The organism is Legionella brunensis (genome assembly GCF_001467025.1).
Taxonomy (GTDB): Bacteria; Pseudomonadota; Gammaproteobacteria; order Legionellales; family Legionellaceae; genus Tatlockia; species Tatlockia brunensis.
The window spans coordinates 225,198-243,062 of sequence record NZ_LNXV01000029.1; the positions used below are offsets into that span (position 1 = coordinate 225,198).

Below are 17,865 nucleotides of genomic sequence, written 5' to 3' on the forward strand. Positions count from 1 at the left end.
TCATAACTTCCATTTTGCAGGATTCAAAAAACTCTCTGGGAGTTGAGGGAGAATTTGATTAGTCTCTTCTACTTGTTTTAATGTTAGTGGCATTGTATTAAACAAATCGAGGTTTTCTTGCAATTGATCTTCTGTTTCCATCCCCAGAACAAGACTATTGACCCAAGGTAATCCTCGTACGTAGGCGAGGCATAAATCTTTGCGATTCAATCGCTCAAATCTTGTCACTAACTTATCAAGTAACTCGTTGAGCTCTGAGGCATCTACATTAGGGAAATTGGGCCAATTTGTTTTCCCTAAAGTTAGAAGTCCCTGGAGATAAACACTTCGTGCAAAAAAAACAACATCCTTGCGTTTTGAAATGGCTGCCAAAAATTCGCTTTGTCGCCAACGCCAATCCAAAAGATTCACTGGACATTGAATATGCTCTATTTGTGGCTCTTGAAGGGCTTCGACAACTTCAACAGGAGTAGATACGCTGACACCGATTTGCTTTATTACTCCATCCTGCTTTAACGAAATTAGCTCATCCCAGACTGCTTCTCGCCATTGATAACGATGTTCCCAACGATGTAACAGTAATGTATCAATTTTTGACAACTTTAGATGATAACAAGTTTCATATATGCTAGCTTTGACAGCAAAGCGAACTTGCTCATCACTGGCTTCATCAGACAAATAATTTAAAGGATGAAGCTTACTAATAACATGAATATCCTCTTTTGAATTAGCCTTAAGAGCCTTCCCTATTCTCTGCTCTGATAAACCGTAGGCTCTCGCCGTATCAAAACACATAACCCCCGCTTTAATAGCCTTTTGCATCAAAGCAAGGGCTTGCTCCTCGCTAGGAAGACCCTGTTGATTGGCAACCCCATAGGGCAAACCAAGCTGTGCAGTTCCGAAAACTAGATTTTCATATCTTTTTTCTTGCCGTTTTTTCTCAACGGTACCCAATTTAGTACTTAACTCCAAGTATTTAACAAGCTCCATCCAAGGGGTATTAAGAGGGCTATCAATTTGTTTAAAAAGATTAAGCAGTCTCAGATAATCATCGAAAGTATCCATTGTGCAACGTAAATGTTGCCAACTTGGAGGAACATGCTCTAAGAGAAATTGCTTACAACGAAAATGTCGTTTTATATAGGGAGTCACATGCTCTCTATCAAAAGGTGTATTTGCCTTGCGATTTGCTTCACGCAGAGCCGAAACTTTAAAAACTTCCGTACTTAAGCCATAAGGCAAGCCATCTTGAGGAGATGATGTTCCTAAATAATCAAATTTGCTTTCATCAAATTGACTCACTACCAGATTAATAAAATTCCCGTCAGGAAAAACATTATCGGCAGTTAGCCTCACTACCAAATCATCATCGTGATATGCCGCCACAGCCTCAGTCATACGCAAAAGTACGTCATCTAATGAACCACGAAAACATTGAAGATTATTTCTGCGTAACACTTGCTCTAAAATGTCATCAGATTTATCAGTGGAAGTCGCAACGATAACAGGAAACCCTGTGCTTGCGGCTCGCAGTGCACAAAAAACAACAGAAGGATATTCACCAATTGGCAAAAGAGCTTTTGCCGGCAATCTGCTTGATGAGAGTCGGCATTGTATCAAGATAATAATTTTATATTTATTCATGAATACATCGATAAATTATCTACGCTCCCTGTAATACATTAGCTAAAACCTCTATAACCCTAGTTTGCTGTTCTTCAGTAAGTCCCGGATACATAGGTAAAGTAATAGCTTCAGAATAATAATTTTCAGCTTCAGGAAACTGACCTTCCCGAAAACCTAATTTTTTATAGTAGGGCTGAGTATGTATTGGGATATAATGCAAATTAACCCCAATACCCTGCGCTCGTAAATTTTCAAAAACCTGCCTATGGCTTACTTTTAAATCGTTAATAGCCAAACGAATCACATATAAATGAAAAGCAGAATAACTATCTAGATGTTGCCAAGGTGTCAACAAAGGAAACTCAATCAAGGCTTCGTTGTAATATTTTGCAATTTGATGGCGGCGAGTAACAAATTGATCAAGACGTTTCATCTGACTAATACCCAATGCCGCTTGTAACTCCGTCATACGATAGTTAAATCCAAGCTCTATTTGCTGATAGTACCAGGAACCATCCGATGCCTTATCCATTTTTTGTGGGTCTCTAGTAATACCATGGCTTCGCAGCGATGCCATTTTTTCAGAAAGCTCAGCATCATTTGTTAAGACTATGCCACCCTCTGCAGTAGTAATAATTTTCACAGGATGAAAACTAAATACCGTTGCATCGCTATATCGACAATTACCAATGGGTTCACCTTTGTATTTACCACCAATTGCATGAGAAGCATCTTCAATAATTTTAAAATTATAACGTTGCGCCAATGCATGAATAGCTTTCATATCACAAGATTGGCCGCTGAAATGCACAGGAATAACTATTTTGGGTAACTTCCCCTCAAGCTCAGCTTGGATTAATTTTTTTTCCAATGCTGATACACTCAGATTGTACGTGCGAGGATCAATATCTACAAAATCAACTTGTGCACCACAATAAAGCGCGCAGTTTGCAGAGGCAACAAAACTATTTGGAGAAGTCCATAGCCAATCATCTGGCCCTAAACCTAAAGCCAAACAAGCAATATGCAAAGCAGATGTAGCACTATTAACAGCAACTCCATATTTTGCATTACAATAATTAGCAAGCATTTCCTCAAAACGAGGGACTACTGGTCCTTGGGTCAGAAAGTCAGATTGCAAAACTTTTATCACGGCCTCGATATCAGCCTCGTTAATGTCTTGTCGCCCATAAGGAATCATTTTTATACTCCTGCCATTTCATTAAACTTGATAATTTCTTCAATGGATAAAAAATGATCGTTAGTCCCAGAGTTATATTCAAATCCTTGAGTAACTGGAAGTCCCTTTTCACCCAGTCGATTGGCAATAAAATCATTATTATGACTTGTAAATGTTATCGTAGGACGCAAAACATAATGGTCCTCAAACTGCAGAGTAAGATGTGAATCATCGGCAGGACACATAACTTCATGCAATTTTTCACCAGGTCGAATGCCAACAATTTCTTGATGAAAATCTGGAGCCATTGCCGAAGCTAGGTCAGTAATTTTAATGGATGGTATTTTGGGCACAAAAATTTCGCCACCATGCATACGACTAAAATTAGTCATAACAAAATCCACACCTTGTTGCAAAGTAATCCAGAAGCGGGTCATTCTTTCATCAGTAATTGGCAGATAACCTGCTTTTTCATTAATTAATTTCCGGAAAAATGGAACTACAGAACCGCGAGATCCCACCACATTGCCATAACGAACGACAGCAAATCGGGTTTTATGACCACCAGAAACATTATTTGCTGCGACAAAGAGTTTATCGGAGGCAAGTTTAGTTGCCCCATAAAGATTAATTGGGTTAGCTGCTTTGTCGGTAGATAAGGCAATTACTTTTTCAACATCATTATAAAGCGCAGCGTCGATGACATTTTCTGCACCATGAATATTGGTTTTAATACACTCCATGGGATTGTATTCTGCAGCAGGAACTTGTTTAAGTGCTGCCGCATGAATTACGAAATCCACTCCACGCATCGCCTGCGTTAGTCTATCTTTATCACGTACATCTCCAATAAAGTAGCGCATGCAAGGATCATTGTATTCTTGCTGCATTTCAAATTGTTTTAATTCATCACGTGAATAGATAATTAATTTTTTGGGATTATAACGAGCAAGAATTGTTTTTACGTATTGTTTACCAAACGATCCAGTACCACCGGTAATTAGTATGCTTTTATCATTAAACATGTAAACGTCCTTTCAAAATCAAACTTTTGTTGCTGACCACACTCCACGGATATCAATTACTTTATGAGTTTGGCAAATATCGGCAGGAATTTGTCTGAATTGTAAGTGATCAACGAGCATGAGTACAATGTCAGCCTCTGCTAAAGCTTGTTCGATAGTATTTAACTCAGTAATATTCATCAATTCAAGAGGAAGAGTGTCTATATGAGGTTCAATTGCTAAAACATGCCCTGGGTGTTTTAAAGCTATTTCTTTGGTAATCGCTAGTGCAGGACTTTCGCGCAAATCATCTATATCCGCCTTAAAACTTAAGCCAAAACAGGCGATAGTTATATCTTTGGCTTGTTTTTGGGTTTTTTCTTCAAGTAACTGCGCAACAGCGGCTTCAACTTTTCCGAGAACCCAGGTAGGTTTTTTGTCATTTACTTCACGTGCGGTGCGAATAAGCGGTGACAAATCGGGTGTCTTACTTACTATAAACCAAGGATCAACTGCTATACAGTGTCCTCCAACACCAGGACCTGGTTGGAGAATATTAACGCGAGGATGGTGGTTCGCCAATTTAATTAATTCCCATACGTTAATATCAAGTTTGTCACAAATAATGGATAATTCATTGGCAAAAGCGATATTAACATCTCGAAAACTATTTTCTGTTAACTTACACATCTCTGCAGTTCGACAATCGGTGACTATACATTCCCCTTCCACAAAAACTTTATAGAATTGTGCTGCTAGTTCAGAGCACTTAGGGGTCATGCCACCAATAACTCGATCATTTTGAATGAGCTCTCGCAATACATGACCCGGCAACACCCTCTCAGGACAATAGGCAATTCGTATATCTGAATGTTCCCCATGCGTTTGAGGGAAGGTAAGGTCTTTGCGTACTTGTGCTAACCACTCAGCCATTTGCTCTGTGGCTCCCACAGGAGAGGTGGACTCTAAAATGACCAGATTGCCTTTCTGTAATAAGGGAGCAATAGCTAAACTTGCTGCTTCAATATAGCTTAAATCAGGCTGATGTTCTTCTTTAAACGGAGTTGGAACAGCAATCAGAAATACATTTGCTGTTTCCGGGTGTAACGTTGCTCTTAGATAACCTTCATTTACAGTGGCATGTACTAAAATATCCAATTCTGGTTCAACAATATGAATTTGACCACGATTAATGGTATCAACAGTTTTTTTACTAACATCCACACCAATAACTTCTATTTTTCGTGAGGCTATCACTGCAGCCGTTGGCAAACCGATATACCCAAGGCCAACAACAGAAACCTTAGGAAATAAATTCTGATAGTTTGTTATCATACAAGCGACTCTTCCTTTGGAGTAATTTTATTTTTTTCTATTTCTTTAGAAACCACATCCTCATGGCTATCAGGCTTGAGCGTGACTTGGGAAATAATCCGCATAATTCTTGATGAAGCCAATCCATCACCATAGGGATTATTTGCCTCGCTCATGCCCAAATAAACTTGTTCATCTGTTAATAGTTCTTTGACTCCATTAACAATATTTTCAATATTAGAACCAACTAATTTCACCGTACCTGCAATTATCGCTTCCAAACGTTCAGTTGTATCTCGCATCACTAATACTGGTTTTCCAAGAGAGGGAGCCTCTTCCTGAATTCCACCTGAGTCAGTGAGGATAAGATAGGACCTTTTCATCAAATAGATGAAAGGAAGGTAATTCACAGGCTCTATGAGATAAATATTGGGAATACCACCTAGCATTGAATTAACAGGTTGCTGCACATTAGGATTTAAATGAACAGGATAAACAATATCTACCTCAGGAAAACTTATGGCTATCTGCTTTATCGCATGACAAATCTGCTCAAATCCAACACCAAAATTTTCTCTCCGATGTCCGGTAACTAAAATTACTTTACGATTGGCTGTTAAGAAAGGAAAACTCTTCGCTAGCTGAATATCAAACTCTAGTTCTGCATCAATTTTCCTAGTCATCTCGAATAAAGCATCAATGACCGTGTTACCTGTAACATAAATCTTTTCTGGTAATACACCCTCTCTCAAAAGATTATCACGGGCAAGTTCTGTTGGAGCAAAATGAATCGCTGCTAAAGCCCCTGCTAATTTTCGATTCGCTTCCTCAGGCCACGGCGAATTGATATTTCCAGTTCGAAGTCCTGCTTCAATATGCGCGACAGGGATTTGATGATAGTAGGCTGAAAGAGAAGCCGCAAAAGTAGTCGTCGTATCGCCATGAACCAATACGAGATGAGGCTTGAAGTTATTGAATAACTCTTCCAAACCGGTGAGTATTTTTGTCGTTAGCGTGGTCAAACCTTGATTTTTTGACATAACATTCAAATTAAAATCAGGTTTTATATTGAATAAATCAAGAACTGGCTGCAGCATTTGCTGATGCTGCCCTGTAACGCAAATTTTATTGTTAACTTGAGAATGAGCTTTTAACTCTCTTATAACAGGAGCCAGCTTAATCGCTTCAGGCCTGGTACCAAAAACAGTCAGGGTGTTAATCATAAAAATCCCTTTAGCCTAATATTATTATTTTTTTAACCAAAAATGTTGCAAAGTAACCCAACTTACTCCTAATAGCAGTCCAAACACAATAGATAACAGAATTAGTACACTTGCCTGAAGAGATACTGGTAAATCGGGTACCCGTATAGCACCATCCAAACGAAACACGGTAGCATCTTCAGAATCGATCTTGATTGTTTTATAAAAATGATAATCGCTTTCTAAAGTTCTTAAATCTGGAATAAAAGCATCATCTGATTGTCTTAGGGTTAAATTCTTAATTTCTACTTCCAAGGCTTTGCTACCACGTAAATACATCATACTTGGCTCATTGAAAGTTGATGCGTCTGTTATTGTACCATTTAGTGAGGAAATTGAAGGTTCTTTAATCCCAATGGCTTGGGCAACCGTTAAAGCTTCTCGCAATTGCGTCAAACGATCAGATCGCTTCTTACTCGCAACCTCTCTTTTCATTGCTATTTGCTTTTCCAAATCTTCAGTTACTGCTTCCTTTTGATTTTGGATAATAAGCATGATATCACTAGCAGTTTTTTGACTTACAAGTGCAATATAATCTTTTGCCCAGATAACAGTCTGAGCAGGATTAGTGCCTTTTACGGTGAGAAGATATTTCGAAGGGGGCAATTTAGAAAGTTCCTTAATAGCGATCTGCTTTGAGAAAGAATCATAAAGTTTGTCTTGAGAAGTGTTTCTTTTTACTTCTGACAGAGAGGATAAAAAGAAGACTTTAAAAAATTTTCTTTTTATTGACTCAGACAATAAATTATCAGTAAAAATTTGATAAATCTCTGCAGGCCTGAAAGGCTTCATCCTGGAGTCCTCTCCTGTGCGGCCATAATTAAAAGCCGCTATATCAGCTAAGCTGGGGAGAGAAATATAAGCTTTTGCTTCATAAATAGGCTTCCTTACAAAGATGTAAGAAGCTCCAGCAAGTGCGCATAGAAAAGTAATGAATAAAATCAAAAACTTACGCTTCCAAAGCGTACGCAATAATTCAGCTAAATCAATTTCATCGTAATGCATTACGGTAGAATTCTTTCCTTCCACTGCCACTCCTTATAATTTCCTTAACATCGGCAAATTATTATTTTTTTTATAGATAAAATTATTGCCATTGATAATACCACCAGATGAATAAAAAATCTTCTTCTTTCATTTCCAGATCTACTCATCACTTACAAAATATACGAACAGAGTAGTCGCATAAAACTATTAATTAGAGATATACTGTTCCAATGTTTATGAATTGGAAAATTTGGTGTCCTTAAAGGCCATGTATGATGAAATTGCGGGCCATTATGCCACCGCTGATCGATTTGGCTCAATAAGCCAAAGTCATCGCGCTGCAATCGCACAAATTAAACGAGAGCATTTAGGGTTAAAGCCTCATTATAAGGTATTAGATTTTGGGGTTGGTAACGGGGCATTTTTAGAAAAACTCAGAGAGTTTATGCCTGAAGCAGATTTCACAGGCATTGATATATCCACAGAAATGTTAACTCGCGCACGTCAAACCTTGCCTTTAACAACAATAGAAGCGAGTGCGACAGAAGCTAGCCATTATCTTCCACATCATAGTCAAGATTTAGTACTGGCACATTTTATTAATGCCTACATTCCCATTCATACTCTATTTAACGAAGCTGATTTATTGACCCGAGCCAACGGTTATTTCTCACTGATTACCACAACTTATGAATCCTTCCCTGTTGCTCAGCATTATTTAGCTAATTTTATTGCTGAAGGAACTCTATTAAGCACCGTGGTCGGTCATTACTATAAAACCTTGATAAAAAACACCACTGTTGCCTCAGGCTTAGATGAGTTAATGCATGTTTTTGCACAGCATCAATTCAAAATGGTACGGCACGAGCGATTATATATCCCTATTATGCTGGAAAATATTGATGAGCTAATAAAATTTGGTATTGAAGGAACCTGGTTTTTAAATAGTCTTACTATCAGAATGTTACCTAAGAATTTTTTATTGCAGCGTCTAAAGCGCCTTTTCAGCCAAATATTTACCTTTCCTTACCACGATACACATATTGTGGACATTATATTAGCTAAAAAATAAAACCTGCGATAAAGTAGTCTGAAAGGATTTAAGCTAACCACTTACCTACGGATTAGGGAGTTTATATGGTGGCACAACCGATCAGAAACTTTTTCCCCCAATTAAATATTCGTCAGCAACAAACCAGTAATATTATTTTTATCACTTTTTGGAGTCAATTCTCAGTTTATGCACTTAATACTGTGTTGATTCTCTTCCTGACACGTCCCCTACTCACTCATGGGTTAGGTTATTCTCAAGAAAAAGCCTATGCTTTTCTGGGAATTAGCCAAGCAACTGGCTATCTAATGCCCATTCTTGGCGGATTTATGGCTGATAAAGTACTCGGGGTGCGGCGCTCCATTCTTCTTGGCAGTATTATGTTAGCGATAGCATACCTATTGGTCATGCTAAGTGGCTATACTCTAACTTCACATGGCGATCACTTATTTATTGCTGCCTATGCATTGGTACCTGCAACGAATTCTTTATTGATGGGTACTGCATCGAGCATGGTATCTTGTATCTATGCTGAGGATGCGATTAAAGCAAAATCCGCAATGACTTTTTATTATATGTCAATTAATGTTGGTGCTTTATTGGCCACTATTATTTCTCCCGCCCTTCTCGATAGTCAGTATGGGCCCTTATCCGTTCTCACCTTGGTTTTTATTGGAAAATCTATTGCTGCTTTAAATTTTGCCAAACGCTATTCAATTTATGAGAATGTTATTTGGGGAAAGGATAAAACCTGTTTTTCGACAAAAAATAAATTTAGTTTATTCGCTTATATTACTATTATCTATTTATTTACGCTTTTTGCTTACTCACATGTCTATCAGGCAAGCCTCATCATCAGTATCGGATGTGCACTCGGCATTTTTTGGTTTTTAAGAAGAACATTATCGTTGTCGGGTGTGAGCCGCAGTAAACAATTGGTTGCTTTATTACTTATTGTGGAAGCCGTGGTATTTTTTGTCATTTATAATCAAATGAATAGCACTCTAGTCCTATTCGCTAATAACAACTCTGACTTAAGGCTATTAGGATTTCATCTTTCTCCTGCACAATATCAAATGCTAAATCCCTTTCTAATTATTATTCTAGGCACGCAATTACCACGCTTTTATGCTCGATTCCCACGCTTTATCATACCCTATCAATTCGCTGCTGGCACTTTGCTGGCAGGAGCTTCATTATTGTTATTGGCAATAGCCGCAGCAATTAGTCACAATGGATATGCAAATGGTAATTTCATTGGAGTTACCTACATATTAATCACACTTGCAGAGTTATGGGTTTCGGCGGTGGGATTGAGCATGATAGGTCTTTATTGTGATAGCCAAGAAATTGCTTTTGCGATGGGAGTATGGTACCTCGCGTCTTCATTATCTAACACCATCTCAGGCCGATTAGCAGCCCTTGTCGCCATCCCTGAAAATATTAGCTCTCCAATAGAAAGCATTGGTATTTATCAACACTACTATTTAGGAATGGGAATAGTGGCCTTAGGTTTAGGGGTATTGATGTTGGCAATTGCTTATTTTTTACGGCGCTATTTTAGTAACCGTGGGATTGAGCTTGCCTAATTGTCATTAGCTTTTGCTGCATTGAGCATAAGTCAAATTAAGATATGGGCTCAAAATTTAACTACGCCCATATCGATCTTCAAAGCGAACAATATCATCCTCACCCATGTATTCACCGCTTTGTACCTCTATCATGACTAGAGGAATCACACCAGGATTTTCCAAGCGATGTTTGTGCCCTGCTGGAATATAAGTTGATTCATTAGTATTAACATACATTTCATGCTCGCCATTAATTACCTTTGCCATGCCACTAACCACAATCCAGTGTTCACTGCGATGATAATGCATCTGGAGACTAAGACTTGCATTAGGTCGTACTTCAATACGCTTAATCTTAAAACGAGGGCCTTCTTCCAAAATACTGTATGATCCCCAAGGACGATGGACCGTACGATGGATTTTATGAGTTTCATGCCCTTGAGCTTTTAACTGGGCATAAATATTCTTGACATCCTGAGCCCGTGATTTATCAGCAACCAATAAGGCATCAGGAGTATCAATAATAAAAAGATTATCAACACCAATTGCTCCTACGAGTCTATCTTGGCTACGAATGTAACAATCCGATACATCATGGAGCAAAGCCTCTCCTTCAATGCGATTCCCCATTTCATCGGGCTTCGCCAAATCACCAAGCGCATTCCAGGAGCCTATATCACTCCAACCAATACTGCAGGGTACCACAGCGACTTTGCTAGATTTTTCGATAACCGCATAGTCAAGTGAGATTTCAGGCACTTTATTAAAGGCTTGAGCTTCAAGCTCTAATTGGAAAAAACCTTTGCCGGTTGCCATGCGGGAGACTTCCATGCAATTTTTTGTGGCCAAAAGAATTTCCGAGCAATAAAGCTCCATTTCTTTCAGTATGCTACCAGCAGAAAAACAAAACATCCCCGAATTCCAAAGAAACCTGCCACTCTCCAGATAATCTTTAGCTTTGTCCAAAGAAGGCTTTTCAATAAATCGTAAAACCGAGTTACCTTCAGCCTCAATATAACCATAGCCCGTTTCTGGACTTTGAGGCTCTATACCAAAAGTCACTAAATTACCTTCTAAGGCAAGTGCTTTTGCGCTGCTAACTGCACGAGCGAATGCTTCTTGCTCTGAAATCAAATGATCTGCAGGCAATATAAGCATGAGGGATTCATGTCCATAAGCTTCTGCAACTTGCAATGCGGCGGCGGCGATGGCAGCCGCAGTATTACGTCCGAAAGGCTCGAGAATAAAAGATAGATTTGTCTCTGTATCACGTACCTCACAAAACTCATCTTCTGTTTTAAAGAATAGCTCCCGATTCGTTACTGTTAAAATTTCCTGCACGCTATCAAGTGAGGCTGCTCGCAGAAAGGTTTTTTGCAGTAGACTCTGTCCATCTGCTAGACGAATAAAGGGCTTGGGGTGTAATTCACGAGACACTGGCCACAATCGTGATCCTGCACCACCACAGAGAATAACGGGTATTAGAGTTCCAGACACGCCTTTTATTTCCTACTTTGTCTTTCACGTAATGGGGAAACCTACCCTCTGTAAAGCAATGGGCAGGAAAACTGAAATTCTAAAACACTACCTTGAGATAGGTCAAGGTAGCTATAACCCCAAGTTATCACGCTTAAAAACTCGGTCTGCTCGATAGCTTGAGCGCACTAAAGGACCGGAAGCAACTTCAAAAAAACCCTTTTGAAGTCCAATTTCTCGAAACTCTAAAAATTTCTCCGGGGTGACGTAACGCGCAACCGGTAGATGATTTTTAGTAGGTTGCAAATACTGACCCAGGGTTAAAATATCAACTTGTTGCGCACGTAACTCATCCATAGTTTTGATAATTTCTTCATCTGTTTCGCCTAATCCCAGCATTAAACTGGTTTTAGTCAGCACATCTGACCGATATTGCTTGGCATAAGCCAAGACATTTAGAGTCTGCCAATAACCTGCACGGTTGTCTCGAACTGGGTGCGTTAAACGCTCCACAGTTTCAACATTTTGAGCAAAAACATCAACACCACTATCCAACAAAACAGCCACACTAGCCTCTACTCCCTGAAAGTCCGGAGTTAAGGCCTCCACTTTAGTATTAGGACAGCGAGTTTTGATTGCTCGTACTGTATCAGCATAATGTTTAGCTCCACCATCTGCTAAATCATCACGATTTACTGAGGTTAATACGACATAGTCAAGATTCATCAAGGCAACAGTATTGGCAGTATTTTCAGGTTCATCAGTATCTAACCAACCATGAGGATTACCAGTATCTACTGCACAAAAACGACACGCTCTGGTACAAACAGCTCCCATTAGCATAATGGTGGCAGTACCATGGGACCAGCATTCACCAATATTAGGGCATTTTGCTTCCTCACAGACTGTAGCCAGGCGATGTTTAACGACCTCCTCCTTCACTTTATGGTAAGCTGGGGTCGTCTGGTTAACGATACGTAACCACTTGGGTTTAGGCAATCTTTCGGATGAATCCTCTGTCGATTTGACGCCATCTTTGATAGCTACAACGCCTTGTTGGGTACGGTATTTTTGACCACTTTCAACCACAATGGGAATATTTTTTAATTTGCTCATACTAACGCCAACAAATTTGAATGCACTGATGATCCCAAATCAGAACGCGTAGATCAAGTTATTTACACTAAGTCACATATTGAAAGAGAAACATCATGTGGAGGATCTATAAAGTGACTATGCAGTTTCGACCATTACGTTTTGCCCGATACATGGCTTCATCAGCACGGTTAAATAGAGTTTCAAGATCGTCACCATGTTGCAAATTTGTCAAACCAAAAGAAACAGTGACGTATACTCGCCGCTCTCTATAATAAAAATCATATTCTTCAACGGTAGAACGTAATCCTTCGGCAACCTTAACTGCATTATTAAGGTGTGTACGTTCAAAAATAAAGACAAACTCCTCACCACCATAGCGCGAAATGAAATCAACGGCACGAATAGAAGATTTAAACAGCGTGGCAATTTTTTTTAAAACCTTGTCCCCAGCCAAATGTCCATAGGTATCATTAATTACCTTAAAGTTATCAATATCAGCAACGGCAATTGATAAATCACCAAAACCTCTTTGCCAACGATGATAAGCATCCAAAATATGCTCATTATAAGACGCTCTATTCGGCAAGCCAGTTAAACTATCCTGATTATTCTTTAATTTTTCGAAGGATAGCATATTTTTTATTTCGTTGGCTCCACGTTCTGTTTCCATAAGCCTATCCTGTAAAACAGTCATTCTATGTTCATATTCCGCCAAACGTTTTTCTTGCTGTTCTTTGAATTCCTTAATGTGCATTCCTATGGTAGTTAAACTTTTTTCAATTTTTTTAGATAATTCTTCTATTGTATAGGAATTATCCATGTGACTTTTAATTTCCTGGATACTAAGCTGGACCTCTTGCTCTAAATGCTCGGCATCGTGTCTTACTAAAATATTATTGTCCTTAAATAATTGTAGATACTTACTGAAATCTCGCAAGTGACTAGAAAACTCATATAAAAATAATTTCAGCTTGTTTTGCTCGTAATTAAATGAGTCTATTATTAATTCAGCTAATTTCTCAGCAACTGCAATTAATTCTTTTTCTGTTAAATGCTGCTCAAGTTTAGTCTTAATCTCTTCTTGTTTTTTAAGAAGATCCTCAGGAATAGGTAGATGTTCTACTATTTTATTTAAGCTGGAATTAATATGGCTATTGAGAAGATTAGCCGCCATATCCGGGGATTTATGATGTTGCTCACAAAATTCAATTTGTTGAGCCACGCAATTAACACATGCTTTCAGTAATTGGCTAAATTGTCCTATCAATTTTCTTTCATCAGTATCAGCCTTTAATAACTGCTCCATGCGTTCGAAAGCATGTTTATCCTTAAGCTCAATCAACATTTGGCCTAAAAGATCAGCACCTTGATGAATAAAATCAGTAATTATAATCTTATTTTCTTGTCTTTTTTGCTGTAGATTTATCATGACATCAACTAGTGATGCCACACGTTGTTGAATAGATTGGGGATCTTTATTTTCCTTAAGTGCATCCTTTAAATCTAGCAGGTGTTTATCCAAATCAACGTGAATGCCACTTGGAAGAGTCGTTAGCTTATCAATAGCCTTTCTAAGAACATTAACCTCACCCTGGAGCTTGTTACATTGCTCTTCATAATGGCTAATCGTACTAACAATTTTCTTTTTTAATTGTTGATCAAGCATTACTAAATCCCTTTTATAATCCTAAAGTTACTTTTTCTTTTTTTTCAAATATTCAAGCATTACTTTAGCATGAGACCCATCACAAAAAGGGGGGTCTTTAGTTTCCTTACAGCCGCAAAAGGAGACTGTCTCTGTAAGTATAGCCTTATATGGGATACATTGATTACCGCAATTCATTTTATCGCAAAAAGGTTGATTTTTACTTTTTCCACAACCACACCAATAATAGGTTTTTCCCTTTTCAACTTCGCAGAGAAAAGGGAAAAAGGAAGGCGGCGAATCTTTCTTTGCCATTTTGCATCCTAAGTAATTTATCCCAAAACAGCTCGCACACTGACCCTACCAAGTCCTTTTTCTTACTAAGAACGCAATAATTATTGATACAATAAAGGATAGAAAAGATATCCAAAGTTTTGCAAGCCCTTGTGGATAAAGAATAAAAAATAAAGCCACTATACATAGAAAAATAGTGGCTATTTTAGTCGAAATAGTTCGATATTTTGCAAAACGAGCTAATTTGCTCACAAAAATTATAATTAAAACGAATAACAGCATAAAGACTAAATATAAAACCTGATATGTCACTTCCAAAATACGAATTTTTAGGGGAGAAAATTGCTGCGCCAAAAGCCATTGTTCAAAAATTAGTGCTAAATTTGGCGTACAAGTTTGCGTGTAGGCCTGCAACCCCAAAGCACTTAATCCTACCAAAGTTAAAAATGCATACGGCTTTTTATCATTGAGTATTTTAAAATAACCCAAAACATAAGCAAGGAGAGCTAATCCAATCAGAATTAAAGGAATGCGCAAATTATTGTAATATTGAAAAAAGAAAACTGAGTGTACTTGCTGTACATAATGCACTAGCCCCATGACAATTAAGAACAATAATCCCAACGTTAATTGCAATGAACGTTTTTCACACACTAATAAAAAAGCAAATAGGGTAAAAATACAAAATAGTGAACAAGGATTTAAAACATCAGTGATTGCCAACATAAAAATAAATGGTACTACAGATGATTCAGACGCCATATTTCCATACCAGGTAGCTGTAGCCCACTGCCTTAACACCCTCGTTGTTGCTGCACTTAATTGGCCTGTTTTAGTAATCTGGTTACGACAATAGGTCAATCCACGTAGTAATGTCTTGCCGCTCGTTTCAGCTTCGGCAAAACCAACCCAGCGTGAATTACAGAAAAAGATTGAAGGCACATTAAAGTCATCTGCGTTTTGCTGTTCCAAAAATTGGTTAAAAGTTGTCAGTGCTGCCTTATCCTTGTTAATAAAATAGCGATGGACTTCAATCCAGGAAGTATTGTCTTCAAGATCACGAAAAAATGCATCTGCTTTATGACAATGAGGGCAAGTAGTGGATAAGAAAAGACTCACTTGGATTTTGACTTGATTATTTGCTTCCTGAGTAAACCAGGTTGAGGGTGAAGCATCAGCCCAGGCCAAAGATACTAACCCGTAAAAAAGACTACCCCAAATAAATCTCAATACTGCTCCCATCTCTAATTTCCCCTTAACAATCCTTACTCTGCCTGAAATTTCCTTTTACAAAACAAATGTCAATTGCTCCCACACAGTTTGTTCCTTAAAATTGCACCTTAGGATAAGTGAAAACAACTATTTTGAAAAAGGATCAAATATATGCTTCTAAGAATCATAACCTTAAGTTTATTGTTACTGCCATCCCTAACTTATGCAATACCAACATGCCAGGTTATCAAGAAAACTGACAAGAATAGTCTTCCTTTAGAAAAAATCACTGATTTTGTTCAGCTCTTTGTTTTTGAGCAAAGTGGCGTCCCTGCATTAATGATTGGCATCATTTCAGGCGATGAAGAAGCGGTGATTAGTTGTGGAGAAACCGTCAAAGGGAATGGGCAACGCCCTCAGATGGATACCATCTGGCCAATTGGTTCTGTTTCTAAAGTATTTACAACACAAATGTTGGTTGATTTGGTTAATCGTGGTGTAGTTCAACTTAATACATCTATTGATCAGCTGCTAGGAAATGAAATACAGCAAAAAAAACCTATTACTCTTCTTCATCTGGCAACACATAGCTCTGGATTTCCTAGACAGTTACCTACCCTTCCTGCTAACGATGATTATCAAGTTAATTATCCTTACGACACACCTGATTTTGTGAGTTGGTATGAAAATGCCAAATTAACCTATCCACCCGGCACTCATTACGAATACTCCAATGTTGGTTTTGGCCTACTTGGGCAATTGTTAGCTAAAAAAATGAACACGGATTACGAAGGATTATTACAGCAATTAATTAGTCAACCCTTGGCATTAAAAGACACCTCCGTAAAACTTTCAGCTGACCAAGCAAAACGTGAAGTAGCAAGTTACTGGGTGAACGATGATTTAATTAAAAAAGATTGGGAGTTCAGATTCGAACAACCCAGTGGCGGCATTTATTCAACAATGACTGACATGCTAAAGTTTACTGCTTATCAGCTAAGGCATTCTCCTGATTCTGAACAAAATACTCGACTAACTCAGGCAAGTTATATTTACCAATTTCAATTTGATAATCCACATGAATTTAGTGCCGACGCCATGGCTCTTGGGTGGAGTGTAGAGTTTCCGGCAAAAGGTATACCTCTGCTAATTATGAAAAATGGCTGGGTCAATGGTGTTAACACATACGTACAATTAACTCCAACGAAAGATATAGGAATAATTTCCTTTACTAATAAGCCTTATCTTAATATTAACTATGATTTAAAAGCGATAGTCAGTTTAATTTTGAGTTCAGAGTCTACAACCACAAAAGCTTAGCTTTGTGGTTGTAGACGTACAAGATTTAATAGGTATGAATGTAGTTTTCCAATTGCTCAATGACTCTCGTTTTATCTTCGAGTAAATGAAACAATAAGTCCCCAATTGATAAAATGGCTACTAACTCTCCGCGCTCCTCAATTAAAACATGACGCCTTTTAGTTTGTGTAATCACTTCCATTGCTTTTTCAACAGGGTCAAATAGATCCAAGACACTTACTTCGGCATAAGCAACCTGGGCTGCTGTCGCAGTATGCGGATCTAGGCCACGGTTTAGACAAGCTCGAATAACATCCCGCTCACTCACAATTCCCACCAAATTTTTTTCATCATCACGTACAACCAGAGCCCCTATATCTTGATCCGTCATTACTTTAACGCACTCCTTGACAGTGACATCCGATTTAATAAAGGATATAGGACGTCTTGGTTGAGGCAAGGCAGAAAAAATTAAGTGAGCCATAATTACACTCCCCGAAAACTTCTTCCTACTCACGAAGCAAGTAAGAAAAGAAATTTGCACCTTCACATTGCTTAAATATAGCACAAGAATTGTGTACTCTTGCGACGCTTGATCATTAACAACAAACTTTATTGCTACTTTCAATTAGCGCTATTAACTGGCAATAATGAAATGAATAAAATCTTTGTACGGGACAATTTTTTAAAAATCGTTCTCCATGGGTCTAATAGAGATACAATTTAAATATTTTAGGAACAATGTGGTATTGATTTTCAAGTTGGTTAAGAAGTCGCGCAGAGAGTCCAAGCCAAGCCTAAAGAAGCTATTTTGCGGCCTTTTTTGATTTCGCAATTTTTTAAGAG

Annotated in this window: 15 protein-coding genes; 3 read left to right on the forward strand and 12 right to left on the reverse strand. The window is 38.3% G+C overall.

Going from position 1 to position 17,865, the window contains the following annotated elements; all coding sequences use genetic code 11:
- Genes Lbru_RS09790 through Lbru_RS09815 form a run of 6 tightly spaced genes read right to left on the reverse strand, consistent with a single transcriptional unit; the run spans position 1 to position 7,415 of the window.
- Positions 1-1,644, reverse strand: coding sequence for an aldo/keto reductase (locus tag Lbru_RS09790; RefSeq protein WP_058441953.1), 1,644 nt, complete (start codon positions 1,642-1,644; stop codon positions 1-3).
- Positions 1,645-1,663: 19 nt separating this feature from the next.
- The gene (gene pseC, locus Lbru_RS09795; protein ID WP_058441954.1) at positions 1,664-2,827 is read right to left on the reverse strand and encodes a UDP-4-amino-4,6-dideoxy-N-acetyl-beta-L-altrosamine transaminase; all 1,164 of its coding nucleotides are present in this window, start codon (positions 2,825-2,827) and stop codon (positions 1,664-1,666) included.
- A 2-nt stretch (positions 2,828-2,829) separates the two neighbouring features.
- Positions 2,830-3,831 (reverse strand): UDP-N-acetylglucosamine 4,6-dehydratase (inverting), encoded by a 1,002-nt coding sequence (gene pseB / locus Lbru_RS09800; protein ID WP_058441955.1) that lies wholly within the window; start codon positions 3,829-3,831, stop codon positions 2,830-2,832.
- Positions 3,832-3,849: 18 nt separating this feature from the next.
- Entirely contained in the window at positions 3,850-5,145 is a 1,296-nt protein-coding gene (wecC, locus tag Lbru_RS09805) for a UDP-N-acetyl-D-mannosamine dehydrogenase (protein WP_058441956.1), read from the reverse strand.
- Positions 5,142-6,347: a non-hydrolyzing UDP-N-acetylglucosamine 2-epimerase gene (gene wecB / locus Lbru_RS09810; RefSeq protein WP_065235454.1), complete on the reverse strand. Its 1,206-nt coding sequence runs from the start codon at positions 6,345-6,347 to the stop codon at positions 5,142-5,144. The genes wecC and wecB overlap by 4 nt, the downstream gene beginning before the upstream one ends.
- Positions 6,348-6,371: 24 nt before the next feature.
- Positions 6,372-7,415, reverse strand: a complete 1,044-nt coding sequence (locus Lbru_RS09815; protein WP_058441957.1) for an LPS O-antigen chain length determinant protein WzzB — start codon at positions 7,413-7,415, stop codon at positions 6,372-6,374.
- Positions 7,416-7,626: 211 nt separating this feature from the next.
- Here Lbru_RS09815 and Lbru_RS09820 point away from each other — a divergent pair, with 211 nt between their 5' ends.
- Positions 7,627-8,445 carry a class I SAM-dependent methyltransferase gene (locus tag Lbru_RS09820; protein ID WP_058441958.1) on the forward strand — a complete coding sequence of 273 codons (819 nt, stop codon included), beginning with the start codon at positions 7,627-7,629 and terminating at the stop codon, positions 8,443-8,445.
- A 65-nt stretch (positions 8,446-8,510) separates the two neighbouring features.
- The gene (locus Lbru_RS09825; RefSeq protein WP_058441959.1) at positions 8,511-10,013 is read left to right on the forward strand and encodes a peptide MFS transporter; all 1,503 of its coding nucleotides are present in this window, start codon (positions 8,511-8,513) and stop codon (positions 10,011-10,013) included.
- 57 nt (positions 10,014-10,070) lie between these two features.
- Here Lbru_RS09825 and Lbru_RS09830 read toward each other — a convergent pair whose 3' ends face one another.
- The 5 genes from Lbru_RS09830 to Lbru_RS09850 all read right to left on the reverse strand — a co-directional run bounded on the left by Lbru_RS09830 (position 10,071) and on the right by Lbru_RS09850 (position 15,738).
- Complete coding sequence (locus Lbru_RS09830) at positions 10,071-11,492, reverse strand: mannose-1-phosphate guanylyltransferase/mannose-6-phosphate isomerase (RefSeq protein ID WP_083500891.1); 1,422 nt, start codon at positions 11,490-11,492, stop codon at positions 10,071-10,073.
- A gap of 111 nt (positions 11,493-11,603) precedes the next feature.
- Complete coding sequence (lipA, locus tag Lbru_RS09835) at positions 11,604-12,587, reverse strand: lipoyl synthase (protein WP_058441961.1); 984 nt, start codon at positions 12,585-12,587, stop codon at positions 11,604-11,606.
- Positions 12,588-12,693: 106 nt separating this feature from the next.
- Positions 12,694-14,235, reverse strand: coding sequence for a GGDEF domain-containing protein (locus Lbru_RS09840; protein WP_058441962.1), 1,542 nt, complete (start codon positions 14,233-14,235; stop codon positions 12,694-12,696).
- Between the two features lie 27 nt (positions 14,236-14,262).
- Positions 14,263-14,529, reverse strand: a complete 267-nt coding sequence (locus Lbru_RS09845) for a CDGSH iron-sulfur domain-containing protein (protein ID WP_058441963.1) — start codon at positions 14,527-14,529, stop codon at positions 14,263-14,265.
- A gap of 45 nt (positions 14,530-14,574) precedes the next feature.
- Positions 14,575-15,738 (reverse strand): hypothetical protein, encoded by a 1,164-nt coding sequence (locus Lbru_RS09850; RefSeq protein ID WP_131793434.1) that lies wholly within the window; start codon positions 15,736-15,738, stop codon positions 14,575-14,577.
- A gap of 153 nt (positions 15,739-15,891) precedes the next feature.
- Between Lbru_RS09850 and Lbru_RS09855 the strand changes: the two genes are divergently transcribed.
- A complete protein-coding gene (locus tag Lbru_RS09855; RefSeq protein WP_058441965.1) occupies positions 15,892-17,040 on the forward strand; it encodes a serine hydrolase in 1,149 nt (382 codons plus the stop codon).
- Between the two features lie 25 nt (positions 17,041-17,065).
- Here Lbru_RS09855 and Lbru_RS09860 read toward each other — a convergent pair whose 3' ends face one another.
- Positions 17,066-17,503: a CBS domain-containing protein gene (locus Lbru_RS09860; RefSeq protein ID WP_058441966.1), complete on the reverse strand. Its 438-nt coding sequence runs from the start codon at positions 17,501-17,503 to the stop codon at positions 17,066-17,068.
- Positions 17,504-17,865: the final 362 nt, after the last annotated feature.

Bases quoted from the DNA above. Each gene is read 5' to 3' on its own strand.
- Lbru_RS09790 (WP_058441953.1), bottom strand. From the start codon at position 1,644: ATGAATAAATATAAAATTATTATCTTGATACAATGCCGACTCTCATCA.
- pseC (WP_058441954.1), bottom strand. From the start codon at position 2,827: ATGATTCCTTATGGGCGACAAGACATTAACGAGGCTGATATCGAGGCC.
- pseB (WP_058441955.1), bottom strand. From the start codon at position 3,831: ATGTTTAATGATAAAAGCATACTAATTACCGGTGGTACTGGATCGTTT.
- wecC (WP_058441956.1), bottom strand. From the start codon at position 5,145: ATGATAACAAACTATCAGAATTTATTTCCTAAGGTTTCTGTTGTTGGC.
- wecB (WP_065235454.1), bottom strand. From the start codon at position 6,347: ATGATTAACACCCTGACTGTTTTTGGTACCAGGCCTGAAGCGATTAAG.
- Lbru_RS09825 (WP_058441959.1), top strand. From the start codon at position 8,511: ATGGTGGCACAACCGATCAGAAACTTTTTCCCCCAATTAAATATTCGT.
- lipA (WP_058441961.1), bottom strand. From the start codon at position 12,587: ATGAGCAAATTAAAAAATATTCCCATTGTGGTTGAAAGTGGTCAAAAA.
- Lbru_RS09840 (WP_058441962.1), bottom strand. From the start codon at position 14,235: ATGCTTGATCAACAATTAAAAAAGAAAATTGTTAGTACGATTAGCCAT.
- Lbru_RS09845 (WP_058441963.1), bottom strand. From the start codon at position 14,529: ATGGCAAAGAAAGATTCGCCGCCTTCCTTTTTCCCTTTTCTCTGCGAA.
- Lbru_RS09855 (WP_058441965.1), top strand. From the start codon at position 15,892: ATGCTTCTAAGAATCATAACCTTAAGTTTATTGTTACTGCCATCCCTA.
- Lbru_RS09860 (WP_058441966.1), bottom strand. From the start codon at position 17,503: ATGGCTCACTTAATTTTTTCTGCCTTGCCTCAACCAAGACGTCCTATA.